The following is a 17,565-nucleotide window of genomic DNA, read 5'->3' as shown; positions in this document are numbered from 1 at the left end:
CCGGGCGCGTGACAGGAAAGAGGCTTAACGGATGGCGAGTGTCGAAAAGCTGCCGATGCTTGCGGGAGGCTACGAAAGGCTTGTCGCGGAGCTGAAGGCGCTGCGCGAGGAGCGCCCCCTGATCGTTGACGCGATCGAGGAAGCGCGCGCGCATGGGGATCTTTCGGAAAACGCCGAATACCACGCCGCCAAGGAGCGTCAGGGCCAGGTCGAGGCGACGATTGCCGATCTCGAAGATCGGATGAGCCGCGCCCAGATCATCGACCCGTCGACTCTTTCCGGCGACAAGATCATCTTCGGCGCAACCGTGACGCTGCTCGACGAGGACGACAAGCCGGTCAAGTACCAGATCGTCGGCCCCTATGAGGCGGACGCTAAGAACGGCATGATCAGCTACAACTCGCCGCTCGGCAAGGCGCTGATCGGTCGCAAGGTCGACGAGGAAATCGAAGTTACGGTTCCCTCAGGCGACAAGTTCTATCTGGTCCAGAAGATCGAATTTATCTGACGTTCGTGGGTCCATCCTTCGACAGGCTCAGGATGAGCGGTTCGGGGTGACTTGAGGCCGAAAAGCCCCGCTCATGCTGAGCTTGTCGAAGCATGATGAGCCCAACAAAAAAGGCCCCGGAGCGATCCGGGGCCTTTTTGTTTTGGTGCGCGCTCAGGCCTTGGGGAGTTCCGGTTCGAGCAGGCGGTGCAGGTGCACGATCACGTAACGCATCTCGGCGTCATCGACCGTGCGCTGCGCCGCGCCGCGCCATGCTTCTTCGGCGCTGGCATAGTCGGGAAAAACGCCCACGACATCGATAGCCTTGAGGTCGACGAATTCGAGGCCCTGCGGGTCCTTGACCCGCCCGCCCATAACGAGGTGCAGCTTTTGCATTGGCGACTATTCCTTTGGGGAGGATTCGTCAGCGCCACTGACAAAAAGCACGGGTCCGCGCAAGTGAGCGATAGTCGTATTCGGCGGCTTTTGCGTCAATGCTTCATGCGCGAGGTCAGTTCGTTGACCTTGCGCAGAGCAGCTTCGCTCGCCTCCACCGCGGCGGAACGGACGATTTCGGAAAGGTCGATGGCCCTGCGACGGGCATCTTCCGTGCTGCCGGCAATCTTTTCGCCAACAGTTTCCGATACTTCCTCAACCTTGTGCAACCCGTCGCGACCGGCATCGCGGGCGCGGGTGGCGTAGTCGATGGCAAGCTTTCCAGCGACGGATGCCAGGCCCGCCGCGCTCTTGCGCAAGCCCCCGGCCGCATCCTTGGCCGCATCGCTCTTGCCACCAAGGCGGGGGAGGGCGCGTGCGACGAGTGCACCGAGCAGGATGCCTGCGGCAACCGAGGCGACCGGATGCTCTTCGATCAGACCCTTAACTGCCTGTATCGACTTGGAACTTTCCGTACGAGCGGCAAGCCGTGCCTTGGCCGCGTCGACCTTGTCGCGCAGGGTTTCGGCTTCGGGCGGGGTCAGGTCGTCTTGCATGTCAATCTCCAGGTCGGACCATATCGGCGCCGCGTTTGATCAGTTGCTGCAAAGGTTCACGCAGGAACCATGCGAGCAATGCTGCCAGCGTCGCGCCGATTACGGCCTTGTTCTCGCCCGCAATTTCGCGGGCAGTGTCGATCATTTCGAATGCTTCGTCGAGCGCGCGCTCTTTCACGCGCTTGGGCGAAGCCTCCAGTTTGGCTATGTCGAGATCGCCCTTGAACACGGCGAGCGCGTCGTCGCGCAGGGCGCGGGCCGCTTTGAGCGTTGCCGGGTCGCTCATGGCTGCGAAACTCCGCCAAGTGCTTGTTTCGCATGGCTCATTCGCTTGACCGCCCGCGCGAGGCAGATAGCCGCCAGAATTCCCAACACTCCCCCAACTATCGCGAGCGAAGCCCAGACTCCCACGTAACTCGCGAGGGCCAGGAGCAGGCCAACGACCAGCGCGAGCAGTGTGAAAAAGGCAAAGGCAAGTCCGAGTAGAAGCAACACGACTATCGCCTTGGCCTCGCCCAAGCCGTAGCTAGCCTGCGCCTTGCGATAGGCAATCTCCGCCTCGACGAGCGTCTGCCCGTCTTCGATCAGCGCCCTGATCGCGCCGCCGATGCCTTCATCGGCGGCGGTCTCGGGGGTAGCTTCGATGGTTTCCGTCTCGCTCATCGGACGCGGGCCTTCCGGGCCAACGCCGTCAGTCGTCCGATCCGCCCGAGAGCAGGCGCGCGATGGCGAAGCCTGCGATCGCGGCAACGCCGATGGCGACGCCCGGGCTTTTGCGCACGAATTCCTTCACGTCCTCGCCCAGCTCACCCAGGTCCTTGGCTTCGAGCTTGGCTGCGGTTTCCTGGATCGAGCGTGCGGCGCTGCGCGCATAGTCGCCGTACTGGACGCCGAGCTTTTCATCGATGGTGGCCGCAGTGTCCGAAATGGTCTTGCCGAGCGTCCCCAAGGCATCGCTGGCGCGGGCCTTGCCTTCGACGGCGAGGGCGGCACCCTTTTCCTTGGCCTGGCCTGCATAGACCTTGGCTTCGTCGACCCAGTCAGAGGTCGTGCCGCTGACCTTCGCCTTGTAAGCCGCGCCCTTTTCGAGAGCTTCGCCCTTCAGTGCTTCGGCACCGGCCTTGGCTTCCTCGATCGCCTTGCTGAAACGACCCCTGGCCGATTCCGCCACCGTTTCGGCTGAGGCCGTTGCCGCCATCACCGCGTCATCGATCTTCTTCTTGGTGCTGCGCTTCTTGGGAGCGTCTGCGGGGGTCATCGTGGTCTCGGCCATGTCTTGTATCCCTTCGGCTGTTCGCGCGGGTTGTGAACCCTCGATATGGGCGGTCTTCGCCATCTTGCTAGACCCTTGGCGCTCATTGCAAGAGCCTAGCTCTCAATGACCGCCCCGGATAGGTATGCTGCACTGCAAACGCGGCTTGCCTGCCACGGTTCCAGCCGATAGGAGCCGCGCCAAACCTTGGCGTCTATTTATCGCCAGCCAGCAGGGAGCAGACCATGACTGCGATCATCGACATCCATGCGCGTGAAATTCTCGACAGCCGTGGCAATCCCACGGTCGAAGTCGACGTTTTGCTGGAAGACGGCAGCTTTGGCCGCGCCGCTGTGCCATCGGGCGCGTCGACCGGCGCCCACGAAGCGGTCGAACTGCGTGACGGCGACAAGTCGCGCTACCTCGGCAAAGGCGTGACCAAGGCCGTGACCGCGGTGAATTCGGACATCTCCGAATGCATCCTCGGCATGGACGCCGAAGACCAGCGCGACGTCGATCTTGCGATGATCGAACTCGATGGCACCGAGAACAAGGGCCGTCTTGGCGCGAACGCTATCCTCGGCACCAGCCTTGCCGTGGCAAAGGCTGCGGCCGATGCGCGTGGCCTGCCGCTCTACAGCTATGTCGGCGGCGTTGCGGCCCATGTTCTCCCGGTGCCGATGATGAACATCATCAATGGCGGCGAACATGCCGACAATCCGATCGACTTCCAGGAATTCATGATCATGCCTGTCGGCGCACCTTCGCTTGCCGAGGCGGTGCGCTGGGGCGCCGAAGTCTTCCACACCCTCAAGAAGGGCCTGCACGAGAAGGGCCTTGCAACCGCAGTGGGTGACGAAGGCGGCTTTGCCCCGAACCTTGCCAGCACCCGCGATGCGCTCGATTTCGTGATGGCCTCGATCGAAAAGGCCGGGTTCAAGCCGGGCGTGGACATGATGCTCGCGCTCGACTGCGCCGCGACCGAGTTCTTCAAGAACGGCAAGTACGAGATCAGCGGCGAAGGCCTCTCGCTCTCGCCCGACGCCATGGCCGATTACCTCGCCGCACTGTGCGACGCTTATCCGATCATCTCGATCGAAGATGGCATGAGCGAGGACGACTTCGAAGGCTGGGCCGCGCTCACCGCGAAGGTTGGCAAGCGCGTGCAGCTGGTGGGTGACGACCTGTTCGTGACCAATCCGAAGCGCCTTGAAATGGGCATCGGCAAGGGGCTGGCGAACTCGCTCCTCGTCAAGGTCAACCAGATCGGCTCGCTGACCGAAACGCTCGAGGCCGTCTCGATCGCGCAGCGCAACGGCTACACCGCAGTGATGTCGCACCGTTCGGGCGAGACTGAGGATGCGACCATCGCTGATCTCGCGGTTGCGACCAACTGCGGCCAGATCAAGACCGGCTCACTCGCCCGTTCGGACCGTCTCGCCAAGTACAACCAGCTCATCCGCATCGAGGAAGAACTGGGCGTTTCGGCGCGTTACGCGGGCAAGGCAGCGTTCGGTCGTCTCGGCGCCTGATCGTTCGATTGACGTATCAAAGGGGCGGCTTCCTTCCGGAGGCCGCCTTTTTTGCGTCTGCCCTAGTGGGCGACCCTCAGGGAAGGTGGTTCCACGTTCTCTTCGCTGCGCATGTCGCCTGCGACCTCAGAGAAATAGGCCACCATCTTCTCGTAACCATCGGCTGAAAGGCGCACGAAAACGCGTCGCGCGTCGCTCATGTCGTTCTCGCGCAGGATGAGCCCCTTGTCCTCGAGCACGGTCAGCCAGCGAAGCGCCGTCGTGGCGGGGACCGCTGCTCCGATGCAGGCGCTGGTTACGGGGAGGCGTTTACGTTCCTTGGCCGCAATGAACAGGTCGAGCAGGATGTCCCAGGCAGGTTCTCCAAACAGGGTCGCATCGCGGAAGATGTTCGCTCGCCGTCGTCTGTCGCGATAGGCCGTGCGCGCAACCTCTGCCCAGACCGGGCTGTCCTTGACGCTGTGCGCGCTGGCCACCTCCTCGGTGCGGCCGTCGCCTTCGCTCAATTCCAGTTCGTGTGCGATGGCCAGCAATTCATTGGCGGTTGCGATGAGCCGCCGTGCCTTCGATCTCAGTTGTTCCTTGCCCATCTCCGCACCCCTGTGGCGCAACCCCTATTGCGCTGCCGCGACCGTTCGCCCAACGGTCATGGCAGACACGACATTGGCTAACCTGAGGGCTAGAACCATCCGTGATTGCCCTTAGCGATCTCGCTTAATCAGGATACTTCTTGCGTAAATTTCCAGCCAAAGCAGAGTATTGGCGAAGTTTCTCGATCTATCTCGGAAGACTATACCGCCGTTACGGACCAATTTTGCTGCCTTTGGCTGGGAGTTGGCTCCGATCCGGATTCAACAGGTAGCGCCAGACCCCCCAACCATTGATTCCCAGCAGGGCAATATTCTGGATCACCAGTGATATGGCCGAATTCAAAGCGCCGGAAATGATCCAGGTGATCGAAACGGCCATGAACAAAACGAAGCCCCATCCGGTCCACCGACGGCCGATGTCTGCCGCGACGAGCGCGGCAGCGATGATCGTGCCGATTGCTGCGATCCATTCGATTGGGCCATCCATTCTCACGCTCCTGCTCGCTGAACTTATGCAGACCGAACCGGTGGCGTTGTCGGGCGTTCCGGAGTGACCTGAGTTAATCGGTCATTTGAATGCCTCTTCCAAAGGCCTGCAGTCTCTGTCAGCCTGACCATGGGAGACAAGAGATGGCTGATTTTCCGACGCGGCCGGATGAGGTCGATGCGGCTTGGCTGGAGGCGCAATTCGCGCGGGGCGGGCTGCTCGGTGATGCCCGGATCAGAAGCATCGCGTGGGTCTCGATCGGGACAGGGCAGGTCGGCGATACCGCCCGCTTCACGCTGTCATACGATGGCGAGACGAACGGGGCACCGACGTCGGTCGCGGCCAAGTTCCCGTCGAGCGATCCCACTAGCCGCCAGACTGCAGCGGCCTTCTCGCTCTATTCGCGCGAGGTGATGTTCTACCGCGAGGTCGCTTCGCTTTCGGCCATGCGGGTTCCGAAGGTCCACGCGGCCGAACTTGACGCGAACGGGTGCGATTTCGTGCTGCTGTTTGAAGACCTCGGACCATGCGCGGCTGGGAATCAGCTGGTTGGCTGCACTTTGGCGGAGGCCGAGCAGGCCATGCTTCAGGCCGCTGCCCTTCATGCGCCGACTCGCGATCATCCGGTGCTTGACGCGGAATGGCTGCAGCTCGATCCGCAGGCCAGCGCTTCACTGCGCGCGCTCTATCCCCAAGCCCAGGCGATCTTTCACGAGCGCTACGCCGATCTGCTTGAGCCCGAACTCATGGCCATTTGCGAGACGCTGAACGACAACCTCGACCTCTGGTTCGACCGCAAGCATTCGAGCCGCAGCTTCCTGCATGGCGACTTCCGGCTCGACAACATGCTGTTCGGGATCAGGGGCGGCGCAGAGCCGATCGCGCTGGTCGACTGGCAGACTTCTGCGGTCGGCTGCGGGCTGACCGACATCGGCTACTTCCTCGGTTGTGGCACGGGGTCTGCCTTGCGGCGTCCGAACGAAGCGGCGCTTCTGGACCTGTATTGCGCCGAGATGACCAGGCTGGGGGTCCCGCTGACGCGCGAGGGCATTTGGGACGATTACCGCATCGGCGCGCTGCATGGGGTGTCGACCGCCGTATTCAGTGCCGCCTTCGTGGTGCGCACCGAACGGGGCGATGCGAACTTCCTGTCGATGGCGCGGGGCGCCTGCGAACTTGCGCTCGAACATGACAGCCTTGGTGCCTTGAAGCGCCGGATGGAGCACGCCTGATGTTGACCAAGGGTGACGATTTTCCGCTGCACCAGACGCCCGAGCCGGTGGCCTATTCAGGGACCGACCGGAACTTCTACGATCGGTACTTCTTCAATGGCTATGCGCCTGATGGCTCTGGCTTCTTTGCGGTCGCCTTCGGAATCTATCCGCATCTCAATGTTGCCGATGCGCATTTCTCGTGCATTCGCGATGGGGTACAGCACAATCTTCATGCTTCGCGCGAACTCAACATGGAGCGCTTCGACCTGACCGTGGGGCCGATCAGCATCGAGGTGATCGAGCCGTTGAAGGTCTTGCTGGTAAGAGTCTCCGGGGAAGGGCTGAGTGCCGAACTGACCTTCACCGGTCGTGCGTTCCCGATCGAGGAGCCGCGCTTCACTTACCGGATCGGTCCGCGCACGTTCATGGACTACACGCGTCTGACCCAGAACGGACACTACACCGGCTGGATCGAGATCGACGGCAAGCGCACCGATCTTGCGCCCGGCACCTGCGGCACGCGGGACCGCAGCTGGGGCGTGCGTCCGGTCGGAACGTCCGACGCGCAACCGCACGGACACGGCGTGGTCAGCAGCTTCTTCTGGCAGTGGACCCCGGTCAATCTGCCCACCCGCAGCCTGTTCTTCCACGTCAATGCCGACCGTCGTGGCGCGCCGTGGAACACGCGGGCCGTCATCGCGCCGGACGGGGCAGGGCATGACGGCTTCTACGAGACACCCTCATGCGGGATGACATCCCCGATGCAGCCGGGCACACGCTGGCCCGCCAGCGGCACGCTCACGGTGCAGCGGCCGGAGGGGCCGCTCGAACTGACTTTCGAGCCTGTGCTGCGCTTCCAGATGCGCGGGCTGGGGTACACCAGTCCCAAGTGGGGTCACGGGCTGTACCATGGAGCGCTTGCCGTTGAACGCGAGGACTTCCTGCTCGCCACGCTTGATCCGATGGTTCCAAGCCTCGAGAACCTGCACGTGCAGATGATCTCGCGCGTCACAACCAGCGATGGGGAGGTCGGGATCGGCGGGTTCGAGCAACTGGTGATCGGCCCCTACGAGCCGTGGGGACTGAAGGAGTACTTCGATGCCGGCTAGCAGCAGGTATTCCGCGCTCAAACTGGCGGGCGTCATCACGCTGGGCCTGTTTGCGGGAGCGGCGTCTGCGTTCGTGTCGATGAAGCATTTCGGCATGGGCAGCGAAGAGCACATGGGCTGGTCGGGAAGCCGGGTGACTGGGTCCAGCGAGGCTGGCCCCATGTTGCGCGCACGCGTGGCATTGACCGGGTTGCTGGCGCTCAATCGCAGCCAGGCGATCTACTTCACGCGCAAGGTCGATGATCTGGGTGAGCCCTTGCGCGAGGGGTGTCACTATCGGCTCTCGGGCGGGCCGCTACCGGGGCGCTGGTGGTCGATAACCGCTTATGCGGCGGACGATTACCTGCCGGAGAACAACGACGATGCCCTTTCGGTCGATGCGTCGGAAGTCCGGCCGGATGCGAACGGAGCATGGCAGGCAGAGGCGGGACCAAGCCGTAATCCGGCGATGCCATGGCTTTCCACCCGCAAGGCTGGAAAGTTCGACCTGACCTTGCGCATCTACAATCCCACACCCCAGGCGCAGCAGGATTTCGGCACCATACCGTTCCCCAAGGTGGAGCGCGTCTCTTGCGGAGATCCACAATGAAGCCCGCGTTGCGTTATCTGCTCGCCTTAGTCGCGGCGGCCGGGATCGGGCATTTGGGCACGATCTTCCTCGCCCCCAACGCGATCATGCATCTGGCGATGACAAAACTTTCCGAAGACGGGAAGCTGATCAACGCATTCCGCTTTTCGGATCGCACGACCTCGGCTTCGCGCTGGGTGGTGCGGCCTTCGCCGGACCTGGCCTATGCCAGCTGCGTCTATGATCTATCGAACGGGCCGATACTGGTTGACGTTCCCGCGACGCCCGGCGGTGGCTATGTCTCGGTGTCGGTCTTTGCCGGGAACACCGACAATGTCGCCGTGATGGATTCCATCCGGAGCCCCAAGGGGATACGCTTCGTTCTTCAGAAGGAACATAAGCTGGTGCATCCCGGCCAAGAGCCTGTGATCACCACACCGACGACCCGTGGCATCATCCTCGACCGCAGGCTGGCGCCAACGCAGGCTGCGTTCGAAGTGGCAGACAAGGCGCGCCGGTTGGATACCTGCGCGCCTCTCGGCTAGGCGATCAGCCCCAGCGTTCGCGCAGGGCGAGGAGGGCCATCGCCGCCTTGGCCGCTTCGCCGCCCTTGTCCTTCTGCGCAGGGTCCGCGCGGACCAGAGCCTGAGCTTCGTTCTCGACCGTGAGAATGCCGTTGCCGATGGCGAGGCCGTCCATCGTCAGCGCCATGATGCCGCGCGCGCTCTCGCCTGCGACGATCTCGAAGTGGTAGGTTTCGCCGCGGATCACCACGCCGATGGCGACGAAGCCGTCATAGTCTTCCGACTGGTCGGCCATGGCGATCGCGCCGGGGATCTCGAGAGCGCCGGGGACGGTGATGACCTCGACCTTGTGTCCGGCTGCCTTCAGCGCCGCCTTTGCGCCTGCCACCAGCATGTCGTTGAGGTGGTCATAGAAGCGGGCTTCGACGATCAGGAACTTGGCCATGCAAAACGGTCCTCGGGAAAAACTGTGGGGGGCGCAGTTCGCGCAGGCGGAGCCTTACAGACGTGTCCAGTCAATTGCTACGCCGATGCGCAGTGTAACGTTCGCGCACCGGTCTCGTGGCTGGAAATGATTCGGACAACTAAATGACGCATCAGTGACATGATTCGTCATTTGTCACATTATGATGTTGCCATCAAGCTGGGAATGTCATCATGATGTCATACATTTTTATGCAATCGTTGCCAAAATGGTCACGTCTGCAACGACCTTCCCTTACGGAAACCCGCATTTTTAATTATCCGGTTGACAAAGAATCGTCGAAGTTATGTCCTGTCCTTCAGGCAACCCGCGGTCAATGACGGGTGCCGCTGGAGAGAGAGGTCTGACTATGAGGGGCAAGCTTTCCCTGCTTGCGGGCGTGTGCGCCGCAGCCGTCGCTACACCGGTTTTCGCCCAGAGTGCGCCGCAATCGGCTAGCGAAAATGTTGGTCTTGAAGAAATCATCGTTACCGCGCAGCGCCAGGCCCAGTCGCTGCAGGACGTGCCGATCGCCGTTTCGGCATTCTCTGCCGAAAACCTGACCAAGCAGCAGATCCAGAACTCCTCCGACCTGCAGCTCTCGCTGCCGAACGTCACGTTCACCAAGACGAACTTCACCTCGTCGAGCTTCACCATCCGTGGCATTGGTGACCTTTGCGTCGGCGTTTCGTGCGATGCCGCAACCGGCATCCACCTCAATGATATGCCGATGGTGTCGAGCCGTCTGTTCGAAACCGAATTCTTTGATCTGGAACGCATCGAAGTGCTGCGCGGTCCGCAGGGAACCCTGTTCGGTCGCAACGCAACCTCGGGCGTGGTCAACGTCATCACCGCAAAGCCCGACCTGTCCGGCTTTGGTGCAGCGGGCGAAGCAGACTACGGTCGCTACAACTCGGTCCGCCTGAAGGGCATGGTCAACGTGCCGCTGGGCGAGACGCTCGGTGTCCGTCTTGCCGGCATGTACAACCGTCGCGACGGTTACACTTACAACATCGGCACGAACAGCCGGATCGACGGTCGCGACATGTATGCGTTCCGCGGTTCGCTGCGCTGGGAGCCGAGCCCCGACACCACGATCGATCTGTCGGCATACTATTTCCGCGAGAACGACAGCCGCAGCCGCGTCCAGAAGCAGCTCTGCCATCGTGACCCGACCGGCGTCCTTGGCTGCTTGCCCGACAAGCTCGCCAACGAGACGACCAATGCGGACTCTACGCTCGCCGCACTGCTCAGCTCGCGCGAATTCTTTGGTATCGCGGTCTCGCCTGCATTTGCGCCGCTTGGATTGGGCAGCATCTATGCCGATGATGGCGACAACTTCTCCGGTGCTACGAACCCGGCAGATGTCCGCACCGTCAACATCGACTACCTGCCGACCTACTTTGCGCAGGAAGAAGTCTACCAGGGCAAGCTCCAGCAGGCACTGGGCGATAGCCTCACGCTGAATGTGACTGCCGGCTACTCGAAGAACGAAGTTCGCAGCCGGACGGACTACAATCTTGCAACAGAGCGCAGCCTTGTCGGCAATCCGGGGCTATATGCGCTGGCCGCCTTTGCGCAGAGCCCTGCACTGGGCTTCGCTTTCGCCCCGATCGCTGCACGTCTGATCCCGAACGGTCCGACGGGCAAGATCTGCCAGTCGGACATCGATCCGAACAATGTCGGTGTCTACGGCGCCGGCAACAAGGCAATCTGCGCCAACACCTCGCTCGACTTCGACGAATCGAGCCAGACCTACAAGCAGTACGCGGCTGAAGCGCACATCGACTCCGACTTTGATGGCATGTTCAACTTCCTGATCGGTGCCAACTACCTGCGTGGCGTCACGACGAACAACAGCTACTACGTCAACTCGTTCGGCCTCGATTACGCAGCCGGCCTGCTTGGCGCCGCAGCCGCTACCACCGGAGCCTTCGGCCCGAACGCGGTGTTCCGTCCGTCGCCGTTCTTCCGCAGCAACACCGATCGCGGTACGCTCGACAGCTACGGCATCTTCGGTGAGAGCTACTTCAAGTTCAGCGACAAGGTTAAGCTGACCCTCGGTCTTCGCTACAACCACGACAAGAAGTTCACTCGCGCCCGCACGACCCTGCTCAGCGACGGTCGGTCTAGCGAGTTTGCCGGCGGTCAGGCGATCTATGCTCTCGTCGGGGCAGAATCGCTTGAAAAGGCGCTGAACTTCGCAGGAGCGGATTTCGACAAGGGTGTTGCTGGCGTTCAAGCCTTCCAGGAACGCTCGGTCAGCTTCGGTCGCTTCACCGGCCGTGCCGTGCTCGATTACCAGATCACTCCGGACAACCTGGTGTATCTGTCTTACTCGCGCGGCTACAAGTCGGGCGGCATCAACCCGCCGCTTTCGGTCGGTTCCGTGAATGACTCGTTCAAGCCGGAATCTGTCGACGCGTTCGAACTCGGTTCGAAGAACCGGTTCGGCGCACTGCAGCTCAACCTTTCGGCGTTCTACTACCGCTACAAGGACCTGCAGCTCAGCCGCATCACGGCGCGCACCTCGGTCAACGACAACATCGATGCCAACATTTATGGCCTCGAAGCTGAAGCAATCATGGCACCGACCCGCCACTTGCTGGTCAACATGTCGGCCAGCTACCTCAAGACCAAGGTCGTCGGCGACCAGTTCTTCGTCGATACCCGCGACGTTTCGGCTGGTCGTTCCGATACAGTTATCATCAAGGACATCACGCTCGGTTCGAACTGCGCCGTCACCGGTGCCAGCGCAGCTGCAGCCAATGCCTTCGTGAACGCGATCAATGGCGGCGTCGGCCTTCGCGGCACTACGCCGATCCCAGGCACCAACACGACCGGTGCCTTCTCGATCTGCGGGGCTCTCGCAGCCCAGGCAGCCGGTCCGGTTGGCACAGCCTTCGGTGGCATCCGTGTCAGCTCGGGCATCGAGAAGAACGTGAAGGGCAATCAGCTCCCGCAGGCACCTGAGTTCAAGTGGTCGGCAGGCGTCCAGTACACGATCGAGATGGGCGACATGACGATCGTGCCGCGCTTCGACATCAACTACACCGGTGAAAGCTACGGCACGATCTTCAACGGCAACATCAACCGGATCAAGGGCTACGACGTGATGAACGCCCAGATCCAGCTGAACGGGAAGGATGACCGCTGGTACGTGCGCGGCTACATCCAGAACATCGGCAACAACAACGCGACGACCGGTCTCTACGTCACCGACCAGTCGTCGGGTCTGTTCACCAACATCTTCACGCTGGAGCCGCGCCGCTATGGTGTGGCCGCCGGCTTCAAGTTCTAAGCTTCGACGTCGAACCAGACGCGAAAACCTTGCGCCGGGACCCTTGGGGTTCCGGCGCTTTTTCTTGATCAGTCGAATTGGGCGCGTGGAACGCCGCTTCCGTCATAGACGGGCTGCTTCTGCGTTACGCGATACTTGTCCACTTCGGCCCCCGTCATTCCTGCTTCGGCAAGGTATCCGGCCATGGCGCGGTAGAGCGGTCCTTCCAGATGCTCGGCCAGCGCATCGACGCTGTCCCATTCCTCGAACACCCAGATCCGGTGAGGCTTCAGCGGATCGGCATTCCACACATAGTGGATGCAGCCGCGCTCTTCGTAGGTCGGCAGGATGAACTGCGCGCCTCCGCGGACGATGTCCGCCGCGTCCTTCCCTTCGAAGTCGATCCAGCCCCAAAGTGTCACCCGCTCCATGCCTGTTCTCCCTGTTCGCGTTGGCCATGGTCTAGGTGGACAATGATCACCCCGGAATTGGCGTTTCCATCAGGTGGACCGGTGAAATCAGAATTTCGAGCTCCTGTGCCGTCACATCCCCGGATAGCCGTAGAGTGGCGCACAGGCCTCACGCCGGCTGTATACGTATGTCGCCAGCTTGCCGTCGGGACGGTGGCTGTTAGCCTCGTCATCCGAAAACATAGTACGGGGGATCAAGGTGATGACGAAAAGCGGGCTATGGCTTGCAGGCCTCTCGATGGCGGTCTCCCAGATTGCTCCGGTGGCTGCTTTCGCCGAAACATCTCCTTCGCAGACCGCCACCCGGTTCACGTCAGAGCGACCGGTCGCCAGAGTCGACTACTGGCAGAAGCGCGCAACGGAGATCGATCTGCAACTGGCCAGCGAGAAGAGCCTCGAGCCCGTCCGCATCGCCTTTGTCGGAGACTCTATCACCGACTTCTGGCACCTCGATGCCAATCCCTGGTTTCCCGGTCTCTATTGCGGTCGCGCAATCTGGGATGAAACCTTCGCAGGGACATCGCCCGAACTAAACGCGATCAATCTTGGCGTGTCGGGCGATCGCATCGAGCATGTGCTCCATCGCCTTCTTCCAGTCGCGCAAGGTGGGCAGGGGTGGCTTGACCGACCAGATCTGAAGCCCGCCACGATTTTCGTGATGTTGGGCATCAACAACTCGTTCGATTCCGAAAGTCCCGCGACCACAAGCATCTACAATGGCGTGCTCGCTGTCGTGGCGCGTATCCGCGAGCGCAAGCCCGATGCGAGGATCGTCATACAGTCGCTGCTTCCGACGGACTCTGCCACGAAGAACCGCGATCTGGTCATGCCCGTCAATGACATGCTGCGCGCCTATGCTGCCGCAAACGGCATGTCCTATCTTGATCTTTATAGCGGCTTTGTCGACGCTACGGGCACCCAGCGCCGCGATCTGTTCAACGACGCTCTGCATCCAAGCCGGGATGGCTACCGGGTCTGGCGGGATCGTCTTGTCGCCTTCCTTAAGCCGGGCAATTCATGATGCCAGCAGTGCGACAGTCGAACCGACCGCTGCACGCGAGGTTGGAACCAGAGCGGAAAATGTGGAGTGGTGGACGCACTAGGGCTCGAACCTAGGACCCGCTGATTAAGAGTCAGCTGCTCTACCAACTGAGCTATGCGTCCGTACCCGGCAAGGAACCGCTTGGTGGCGGTGAGGGGAAGGCGATGGTGGTGGACGCACTAGGGCTCGAACCTAGGACCCGCTGATTAAGAGTCAGCTGCTCTACCAACTGAGCTATGCGTCCATGCCATCAGGCATTCCCGTTCGGGAGCCGCCCCAATAGCGATTTTCTGACGGCTGCCAAGCCCAAAATTTGCGTTTTTCAGGACAGGCTGCGTGGAGCGTTCCGGCTCCAGCGTTCCACCGCCATGATCGTGCCGACACAGATCATGTTCGTCATCATCGAGGATCCGCCGTGGCTCATCCATGGCAGCGGAATGCCCACAACGGGAGCCAGCCCCATGACCATCATCAGGTTGATGCACATGTAGAAAAAGATGGTCATCGTCATGCCCGCCGCGAGCAGTCGCGAGAACCGGTCGGGCGCGTTTGTGGCGACTTTCAGGCCCCAACGGAAAATCAGCCCGAATACGATCAGGACGAACAATCCGCCAAGCATGCCCCATTCCTCGGCCATTGTGGCGAACACGAAGTCGGTGTGCGCTTCCGGCAGGTAATTGAGATGGCTCTGCGATCCGTTGCCGAAGCCCTTGCCGATGATTCCGCCCGATCCGATGGCAATCTTGGATTGGGTAATGTGATATCCGGTGCCTAGCGGATCGCTTTCCGGATCGAGGAACACGAGGACTCGGTTGCGCTGATAGTCATGCAGCAGGAAGAAGAACGCCAGTGGTGCGGCAACCAACCCTGCCGCTCCTGCACCTAGGAACCAGCGCAACGGGAGCCCTGCAAGAAACATCACGACCACAGCGCCGAAGGTTATGGCAAGGCCGGTGCCAAGGTCAGGCTGCAGCATGACGAGGCCTGCAGGCAGGCCGAGCAGCAAGCCTGCCGGAATGAGCGCGCGCCAGCCTTGCGTCTCGCCGATGGGCAGCACGGAATAGAACCAGGCGAGCACGAGCACAATCCCCGGCTTCATCAGTTCCGAAGGCTGCAACGTCATGAAGCCCAGATTGAGCCAGCGCTGGCTCCCGCCGCCGATCCCGCCGATCAGTTCGACAAGTATGAGCAGGAAGCAGAGCACCCCGTAGACCGGCAAGGCCATCCTGCGGAACAGGTCTTGGGGCAGCCGCGCGATGACCATGGCCATCATAAGGAAGACCACGAAGCGCAGCAGATGCGACATCGACCATGTCTCGAACCGTCCGCCCGCAGCTGAATCCAGCACCGCTGCTCCGAAGCTCACCAACGCCATGAGGGGCAGCAAGACGCCCCAGGGTTGGCGCGCAATCGCGGCCGGGACGTAAGCCTGAGGCATCATTGCCCTCCTGCGACGGGCGGTGACATTGCGGGCGAAGCGTCTGCCGGAGCGACGGCTGGTGCCGACCTGGGCTGTTCAGGCTCCGGTGCCGGCGTGGCTGCATCGGTCTGCGCCGTGGCAGGCTCTGGTGCCGCGCGATTGCCGACCTCGACCTGCTCGGTGAGGTCCTCGTCGTCCGGCACCGGCTTTGGCGCAGAGCCGCCGTACTTCGCCGCAAAGGCATTGTAGCGCGTGGCCATGCGCTGCTGGACGTTGCCACCCCACTGCTTCTCGAATTCCTCGAGCACGGCCATCGCCTTGTCGGGTGCGAAGATGTAGGTCATCACGTCACGTGCGATCGGGTAGGCAGCGCTCGATCCGCCGCCATGCTCGATCACCACCGCGCAGGCATACTTGGGCTTGTCGAACGGTGCGAAGCAGATGAAGTGCCCGTGGTCGCGGTACTTCCAGATCCCGCCCTTGCCATTGCCCATATTGAGCCCGACGACCTGCGCCGTGCCGGTCTTGCCCGCCAGCAGCACGTTGTCGACCGGCAGCCGCGCCCGACCCGCTGTGCCGCGCCCGTTGACCACTTCGCTCATCGCCGCATGGATGTAATCGAGATGCGCCTGGCTGAAGCCCATCGACTTCACCGGCGGCGCATTGCGGTCAAGCAGGAGCCGGGGCATCACTTCACGGCCAGAGGCGATGCGCGATGCCATGACTGCCTGCTGCAGCGGATTGACCAGCATGTACCCTTGGCCGATCGTTGCGTTCACAGTGTCGTAGAGCGCCCACTCCTTCTTGTACTTGCGCATCTTCCAGGCGGGGTCCGGCACAGTGCCATAAGACTGGCCGGGATAGGGCATCGGAAATTCCTGCCCGAGACCCAGCCTGCGCGCCATGGCCGCGATCTTGTCCATCCCGATCTTCTGCGCGAAGTGGTAGAAGTACACATCGCATGACTGGTAGATACCCTTGGCCATGTCCACTGTGCCGTGCCCGCGGCGCTCCCAGCAGTGAAACACGCGGTTGCCGACACGCAGGCCGCCACTGCAGTTGACCGTGGCATTGGGATCAAGCCCGGCCTCGAGGAACGACAGCGCGACCATGGGCTTGACGGTTGACCCTGGCGGATAGAGCCCGCGCAACACCTTGTTGCGCAAGGGCACATGGTCGTCCTCGGACAGCATCTTCCATTCGACGCGGCCGATGCCATCGGAAAAGCTGTTGGGATCGAAGCTGGGCATCGAGGCCATCGCAAGGATATCGCCCGTCTCGCAATCCATCACCACGACCGAGCCGGACTCGAGCCCGATGCGCCTTGCCGCATAGTCCTGCAGCCCGGCGTTGATGGTCAGCGCAATCGGCTTGCCCGGCACGTCCTCGCGGGTGCCGAGATCGCGCACGATGCGGCCCGAGGCCGTCGCTTCCACGCGCCGCGCACCGGGAACGCCGCGCAGCCGCGTCTCGAAGTGCTTTTCGAGGCCGTCCTTGCCGATCTTGAAACCCGGCGTGATCAGAAGCGGATTGCGCTCCTTTTCGTAGTCTTCGGCCGAGGCGGCGCCGACATAGCCGACCAAGTGCCCCACCGAAGCGCCCGCCGGATAGTAGCGCGAGTAGCCACGCTGCGGGATCACGCCCGGCAGTTCGGGCAGGCGCACCGAGACCGCGGCGAACTTGTCCCAGTCGAGGCTGGAAGCGACTTCGACCGGCTGGAACCCGCGCGCCTTGTCGAGCTTGTCGCGGATATCGCGGACCTTGTCGGGCGAGAGCGAGAGCAGGCCTGCCAGCGTTGCCATCGTCTTGTCGGGATCGTCCACGCGGTCGGGGATGAGGTCGACGCGGAAGTCGGCGCGGTTCGCGGCGAGCGCCTTGCCAAACCGGTCGAGCACCCAGCCACGGCGCGGCGGAATCAGCGTGAGGTTGACGCGGTTGCTTTCGGACGCCGCCTGATACTTCTCGTTTTGGGCGACGGCGAGATATCCAAGACGCGTCGCCAGCAGTACGCCAACCCCTGCTTGAAGGGTCCCCAGCACGAAAGTGCGGCGCTCGAAGCGGTTGGTGAGGATAGCGGACGTTACCGGCAGGCTCGATTTGCCCGCGAAGTTCCTTCCACCGCCGTTCGCTGCCAT

At 62.1% G+C, this 17,565-nt stretch carries 19 protein-coding genes and 2 tRNA genes; 8 read left to right on the top strand and 13 right to left on the bottom strand.

Translation table 11 applies throughout. The annotated features are described in order from the left end of the window. Nucleotides 1–31 precede the first annotated feature (31 nt). On the top strand, nucleotides 32–508 hold the full coding sequence (gene greA, locus ACZ1JW_RS16715; RefSeq protein ID WP_144901217.1) for a transcription elongation factor GreA: 477 nt from the start codon (nucleotides 32–34) through the stop codon (nucleotides 506–508). Nucleotides 509–661: 153 nt separating this feature from the next. Here the strand turns inward: greA and ACZ1JW_RS16710 are convergent, their stop codons facing one another. The 5 genes from ACZ1JW_RS16710 to ACZ1JW_RS16690 form a co-directional block, all read right to left on the bottom strand. After that, the gene (locus ACZ1JW_RS16710; RefSeq protein ID WP_465141388.1) at nucleotides 662–883 is read right to left on the bottom strand and encodes a DUF4170 domain-containing protein; all 222 of its coding nucleotides are present in this window, start codon (nucleotides 881–883) and stop codon (nucleotides 662–664) included. Between the two features lie 95 nt (nucleotides 884–978). Continuing rightward, complete coding sequence (locus ACZ1JW_RS16705; RefSeq protein WP_465141387.1) at nucleotides 979–1,479, bottom strand: hypothetical protein; 501 nt, start codon at nucleotides 1,477–1,479, stop codon at nucleotides 979–981. A gap of 1 nt (nucleotide 1,480) precedes the next feature. After that, on the bottom strand, nucleotides 1,481–1,765 hold the full coding sequence (locus tag ACZ1JW_RS16700; protein WP_465125636.1) for a hypothetical protein: 285 nt from the start codon (nucleotides 1,763–1,765) through the stop codon (nucleotides 1,481–1,483). Beyond that, a complete protein-coding gene (locus ACZ1JW_RS16695) occupies nucleotides 1,762–2,142 on the bottom strand; it encodes a phage holin family protein (protein WP_465141386.1) in 381 nt (126 codons plus the stop codon). Before ACZ1JW_RS16695 ends, ACZ1JW_RS16700 begins: the two co-directional genes overlap by 4 nt. A 28-nt stretch (nucleotides 2,143–2,170) precedes the next feature. Further along, nucleotides 2,171–2,752: a hypothetical protein gene (locus ACZ1JW_RS16690; protein WP_465141385.1), complete on the bottom strand. Its 582-nt coding sequence runs from the start codon at nucleotides 2,750–2,752 to the stop codon at nucleotides 2,171–2,173. A 224-nt stretch (nucleotides 2,753–2,976) separates the two neighbouring features. On the opposite strand from ACZ1JW_RS16690, the gene eno reads away from it, so the two are divergent. Then, nucleotides 2,977–4,263 (top strand): phosphopyruvate hydratase, encoded by a 1,287-nt coding sequence (eno, locus tag ACZ1JW_RS16685; protein WP_465141384.1) that lies wholly within the window; start codon nucleotides 2,977–2,979, stop codon nucleotides 4,261–4,263. A gap of 62 nt (nucleotides 4,264–4,325) precedes the next feature. Here eno and ACZ1JW_RS16680 read toward each other — a convergent pair whose 3' ends face one another. Both ACZ1JW_RS16680 and ACZ1JW_RS16675 read right to left on the bottom strand, forming a co-directional pair. Next, nucleotides 4,326–4,853 carry a MarR family transcriptional regulator gene (locus tag ACZ1JW_RS16680; protein ID WP_465141383.1) on the bottom strand — a complete coding sequence of 176 codons (528 nt, stop codon included), beginning with the start codon at nucleotides 4,851–4,853 and terminating at the stop codon, nucleotides 4,326–4,328. Between the two features lie 211 nt (nucleotides 4,854–5,064). Continuing rightward, nucleotides 5,065–5,340 carry a hypothetical protein gene (locus tag ACZ1JW_RS16675; protein ID WP_465141382.1) on the bottom strand — a complete coding sequence of 92 codons (276 nt, stop codon included), beginning with the start codon at nucleotides 5,338–5,340 and terminating at the stop codon, nucleotides 5,065–5,067. Nucleotides 5,341–5,483: 143 nt separating this feature from the next. On the opposite strand from ACZ1JW_RS16675, the gene ACZ1JW_RS16670 reads away from it, so the two are divergent. Genes ACZ1JW_RS16670 through ACZ1JW_RS16655 form a run of 4 tightly spaced genes read left to right on the top strand, consistent with a single transcriptional unit; the run spans nucleotide 5,484 to nucleotide 8,776 of the window. After that, on the top strand, nucleotides 5,484–6,572 hold the full coding sequence (locus tag ACZ1JW_RS16670; protein ID WP_465141381.1) for a phosphotransferase family protein: 1,089 nt from the start codon (nucleotides 5,484–5,486) through the stop codon (nucleotides 6,570–6,572). Next, a complete protein-coding gene (locus ACZ1JW_RS16665; RefSeq protein ID WP_465141380.1) occupies nucleotides 6,572–7,663 on the top strand; it encodes an Rv3169 family protein in 1,092 nt (363 codons plus the stop codon). Before ACZ1JW_RS16670 ends, ACZ1JW_RS16665 begins: the two co-directional genes overlap by 1 nt. Then, nucleotides 7,653–8,252, top strand: a complete 600-nt coding sequence (locus ACZ1JW_RS16660) for a DUF1214 domain-containing protein (RefSeq protein ID WP_465125644.1) — start codon at nucleotides 7,653–7,655, stop codon at nucleotides 8,250–8,252. Before ACZ1JW_RS16665 ends, ACZ1JW_RS16660 begins: the two co-directional genes overlap by 11 nt. Beyond that, complete coding sequence (locus ACZ1JW_RS16655) at nucleotides 8,249–8,776, top strand: DUF1254 domain-containing protein (RefSeq protein WP_465141379.1); 528 nt, start codon at nucleotides 8,249–8,251, stop codon at nucleotides 8,774–8,776. Before ACZ1JW_RS16660 ends, ACZ1JW_RS16655 begins: the two co-directional genes overlap by 4 nt. A 4-nt stretch (nucleotides 8,777–8,780) precedes the next feature. On the opposite strand, the gene ribH is transcribed toward ACZ1JW_RS16655, so the two are convergent. Beyond that, nucleotides 8,781–9,200: a 6,7-dimethyl-8-ribityllumazine synthase gene (gene ribH, locus ACZ1JW_RS16650; protein WP_465125646.1), complete on the bottom strand. Its 420-nt coding sequence runs from the start codon at nucleotides 9,198–9,200 to the stop codon at nucleotides 8,781–8,783. 388 nt (nucleotides 9,201–9,588) lie between these two features. On the opposite strand from ribH, the gene ACZ1JW_RS16645 reads away from it, so the two are divergent. Further along, the gene (locus ACZ1JW_RS16645; RefSeq protein ID WP_465141378.1) at nucleotides 9,589–12,519 is read left to right on the top strand and encodes a TonB-dependent receptor; all 2,931 of its coding nucleotides are present in this window, start codon (nucleotides 9,589–9,591) and stop codon (nucleotides 12,517–12,519) included. A gap of 68 nt (nucleotides 12,520–12,587) precedes the next feature. Here the strand turns inward: ACZ1JW_RS16645 and ACZ1JW_RS16640 are convergent, their stop codons facing one another. Further along, entirely contained in the window at nucleotides 12,588–12,929 is a 342-nt protein-coding gene (locus tag ACZ1JW_RS16640) for a putative quinol monooxygenase (protein WP_465125648.1), read from the bottom strand. Nucleotides 12,930–13,170: 241 nt separating this feature from the next. On the opposite strand from ACZ1JW_RS16640, the gene ACZ1JW_RS16635 reads away from it, so the two are divergent. Continuing rightward, a complete protein-coding gene (locus ACZ1JW_RS16635; protein ID WP_465141377.1) occupies nucleotides 13,171–13,989 on the top strand; it encodes a GDSL-type esterase/lipase family protein in 819 nt (272 codons plus the stop codon). Nucleotides 13,990–14,056: 67 nt separating this feature from the next. Here ACZ1JW_RS16635 and ACZ1JW_RS16630 read toward each other — a convergent pair. The 4 genes from ACZ1JW_RS16630 to mrdA form a co-directional block, all read right to left on the bottom strand. Next, nucleotides 14,057–14,132: transfer RNA gene (locus ACZ1JW_RS16630), tRNA-Lys, on the bottom strand. Nucleotides 14,133–14,178: 46 nt separating this feature from the next. After that, a tRNA-Lys gene (locus tag ACZ1JW_RS16625) sits at nucleotides 14,179–14,254 on the bottom strand. Between the two features lie 78 nt (nucleotides 14,255–14,332). Next, nucleotides 14,333–15,448, bottom strand: a complete 1,116-nt coding sequence (rodA, locus tag ACZ1JW_RS16620; RefSeq protein ID WP_465142800.1) for a rod shape-determining protein RodA — start codon at nucleotides 15,446–15,448, stop codon at nucleotides 14,333–14,335. After that, entirely contained in the window at nucleotides 15,448–17,565 is a 2,118-nt protein-coding gene (gene mrdA, locus ACZ1JW_RS16615; RefSeq protein WP_465141376.1) for a penicillin-binding protein 2, read from the bottom strand. The genes rodA and mrdA overlap by 1 nt, the downstream gene beginning before the upstream one ends.

The sequence above is a fragment of the Novosphingobium sp. BL-A-28-Hi1-0D genome, from assembly GCF_055521755.1.
The sequence above is the reverse complement of the archived record's forward strand: the minus strand, read 5'-3'. Positions and strand labels throughout refer to the sequence as shown.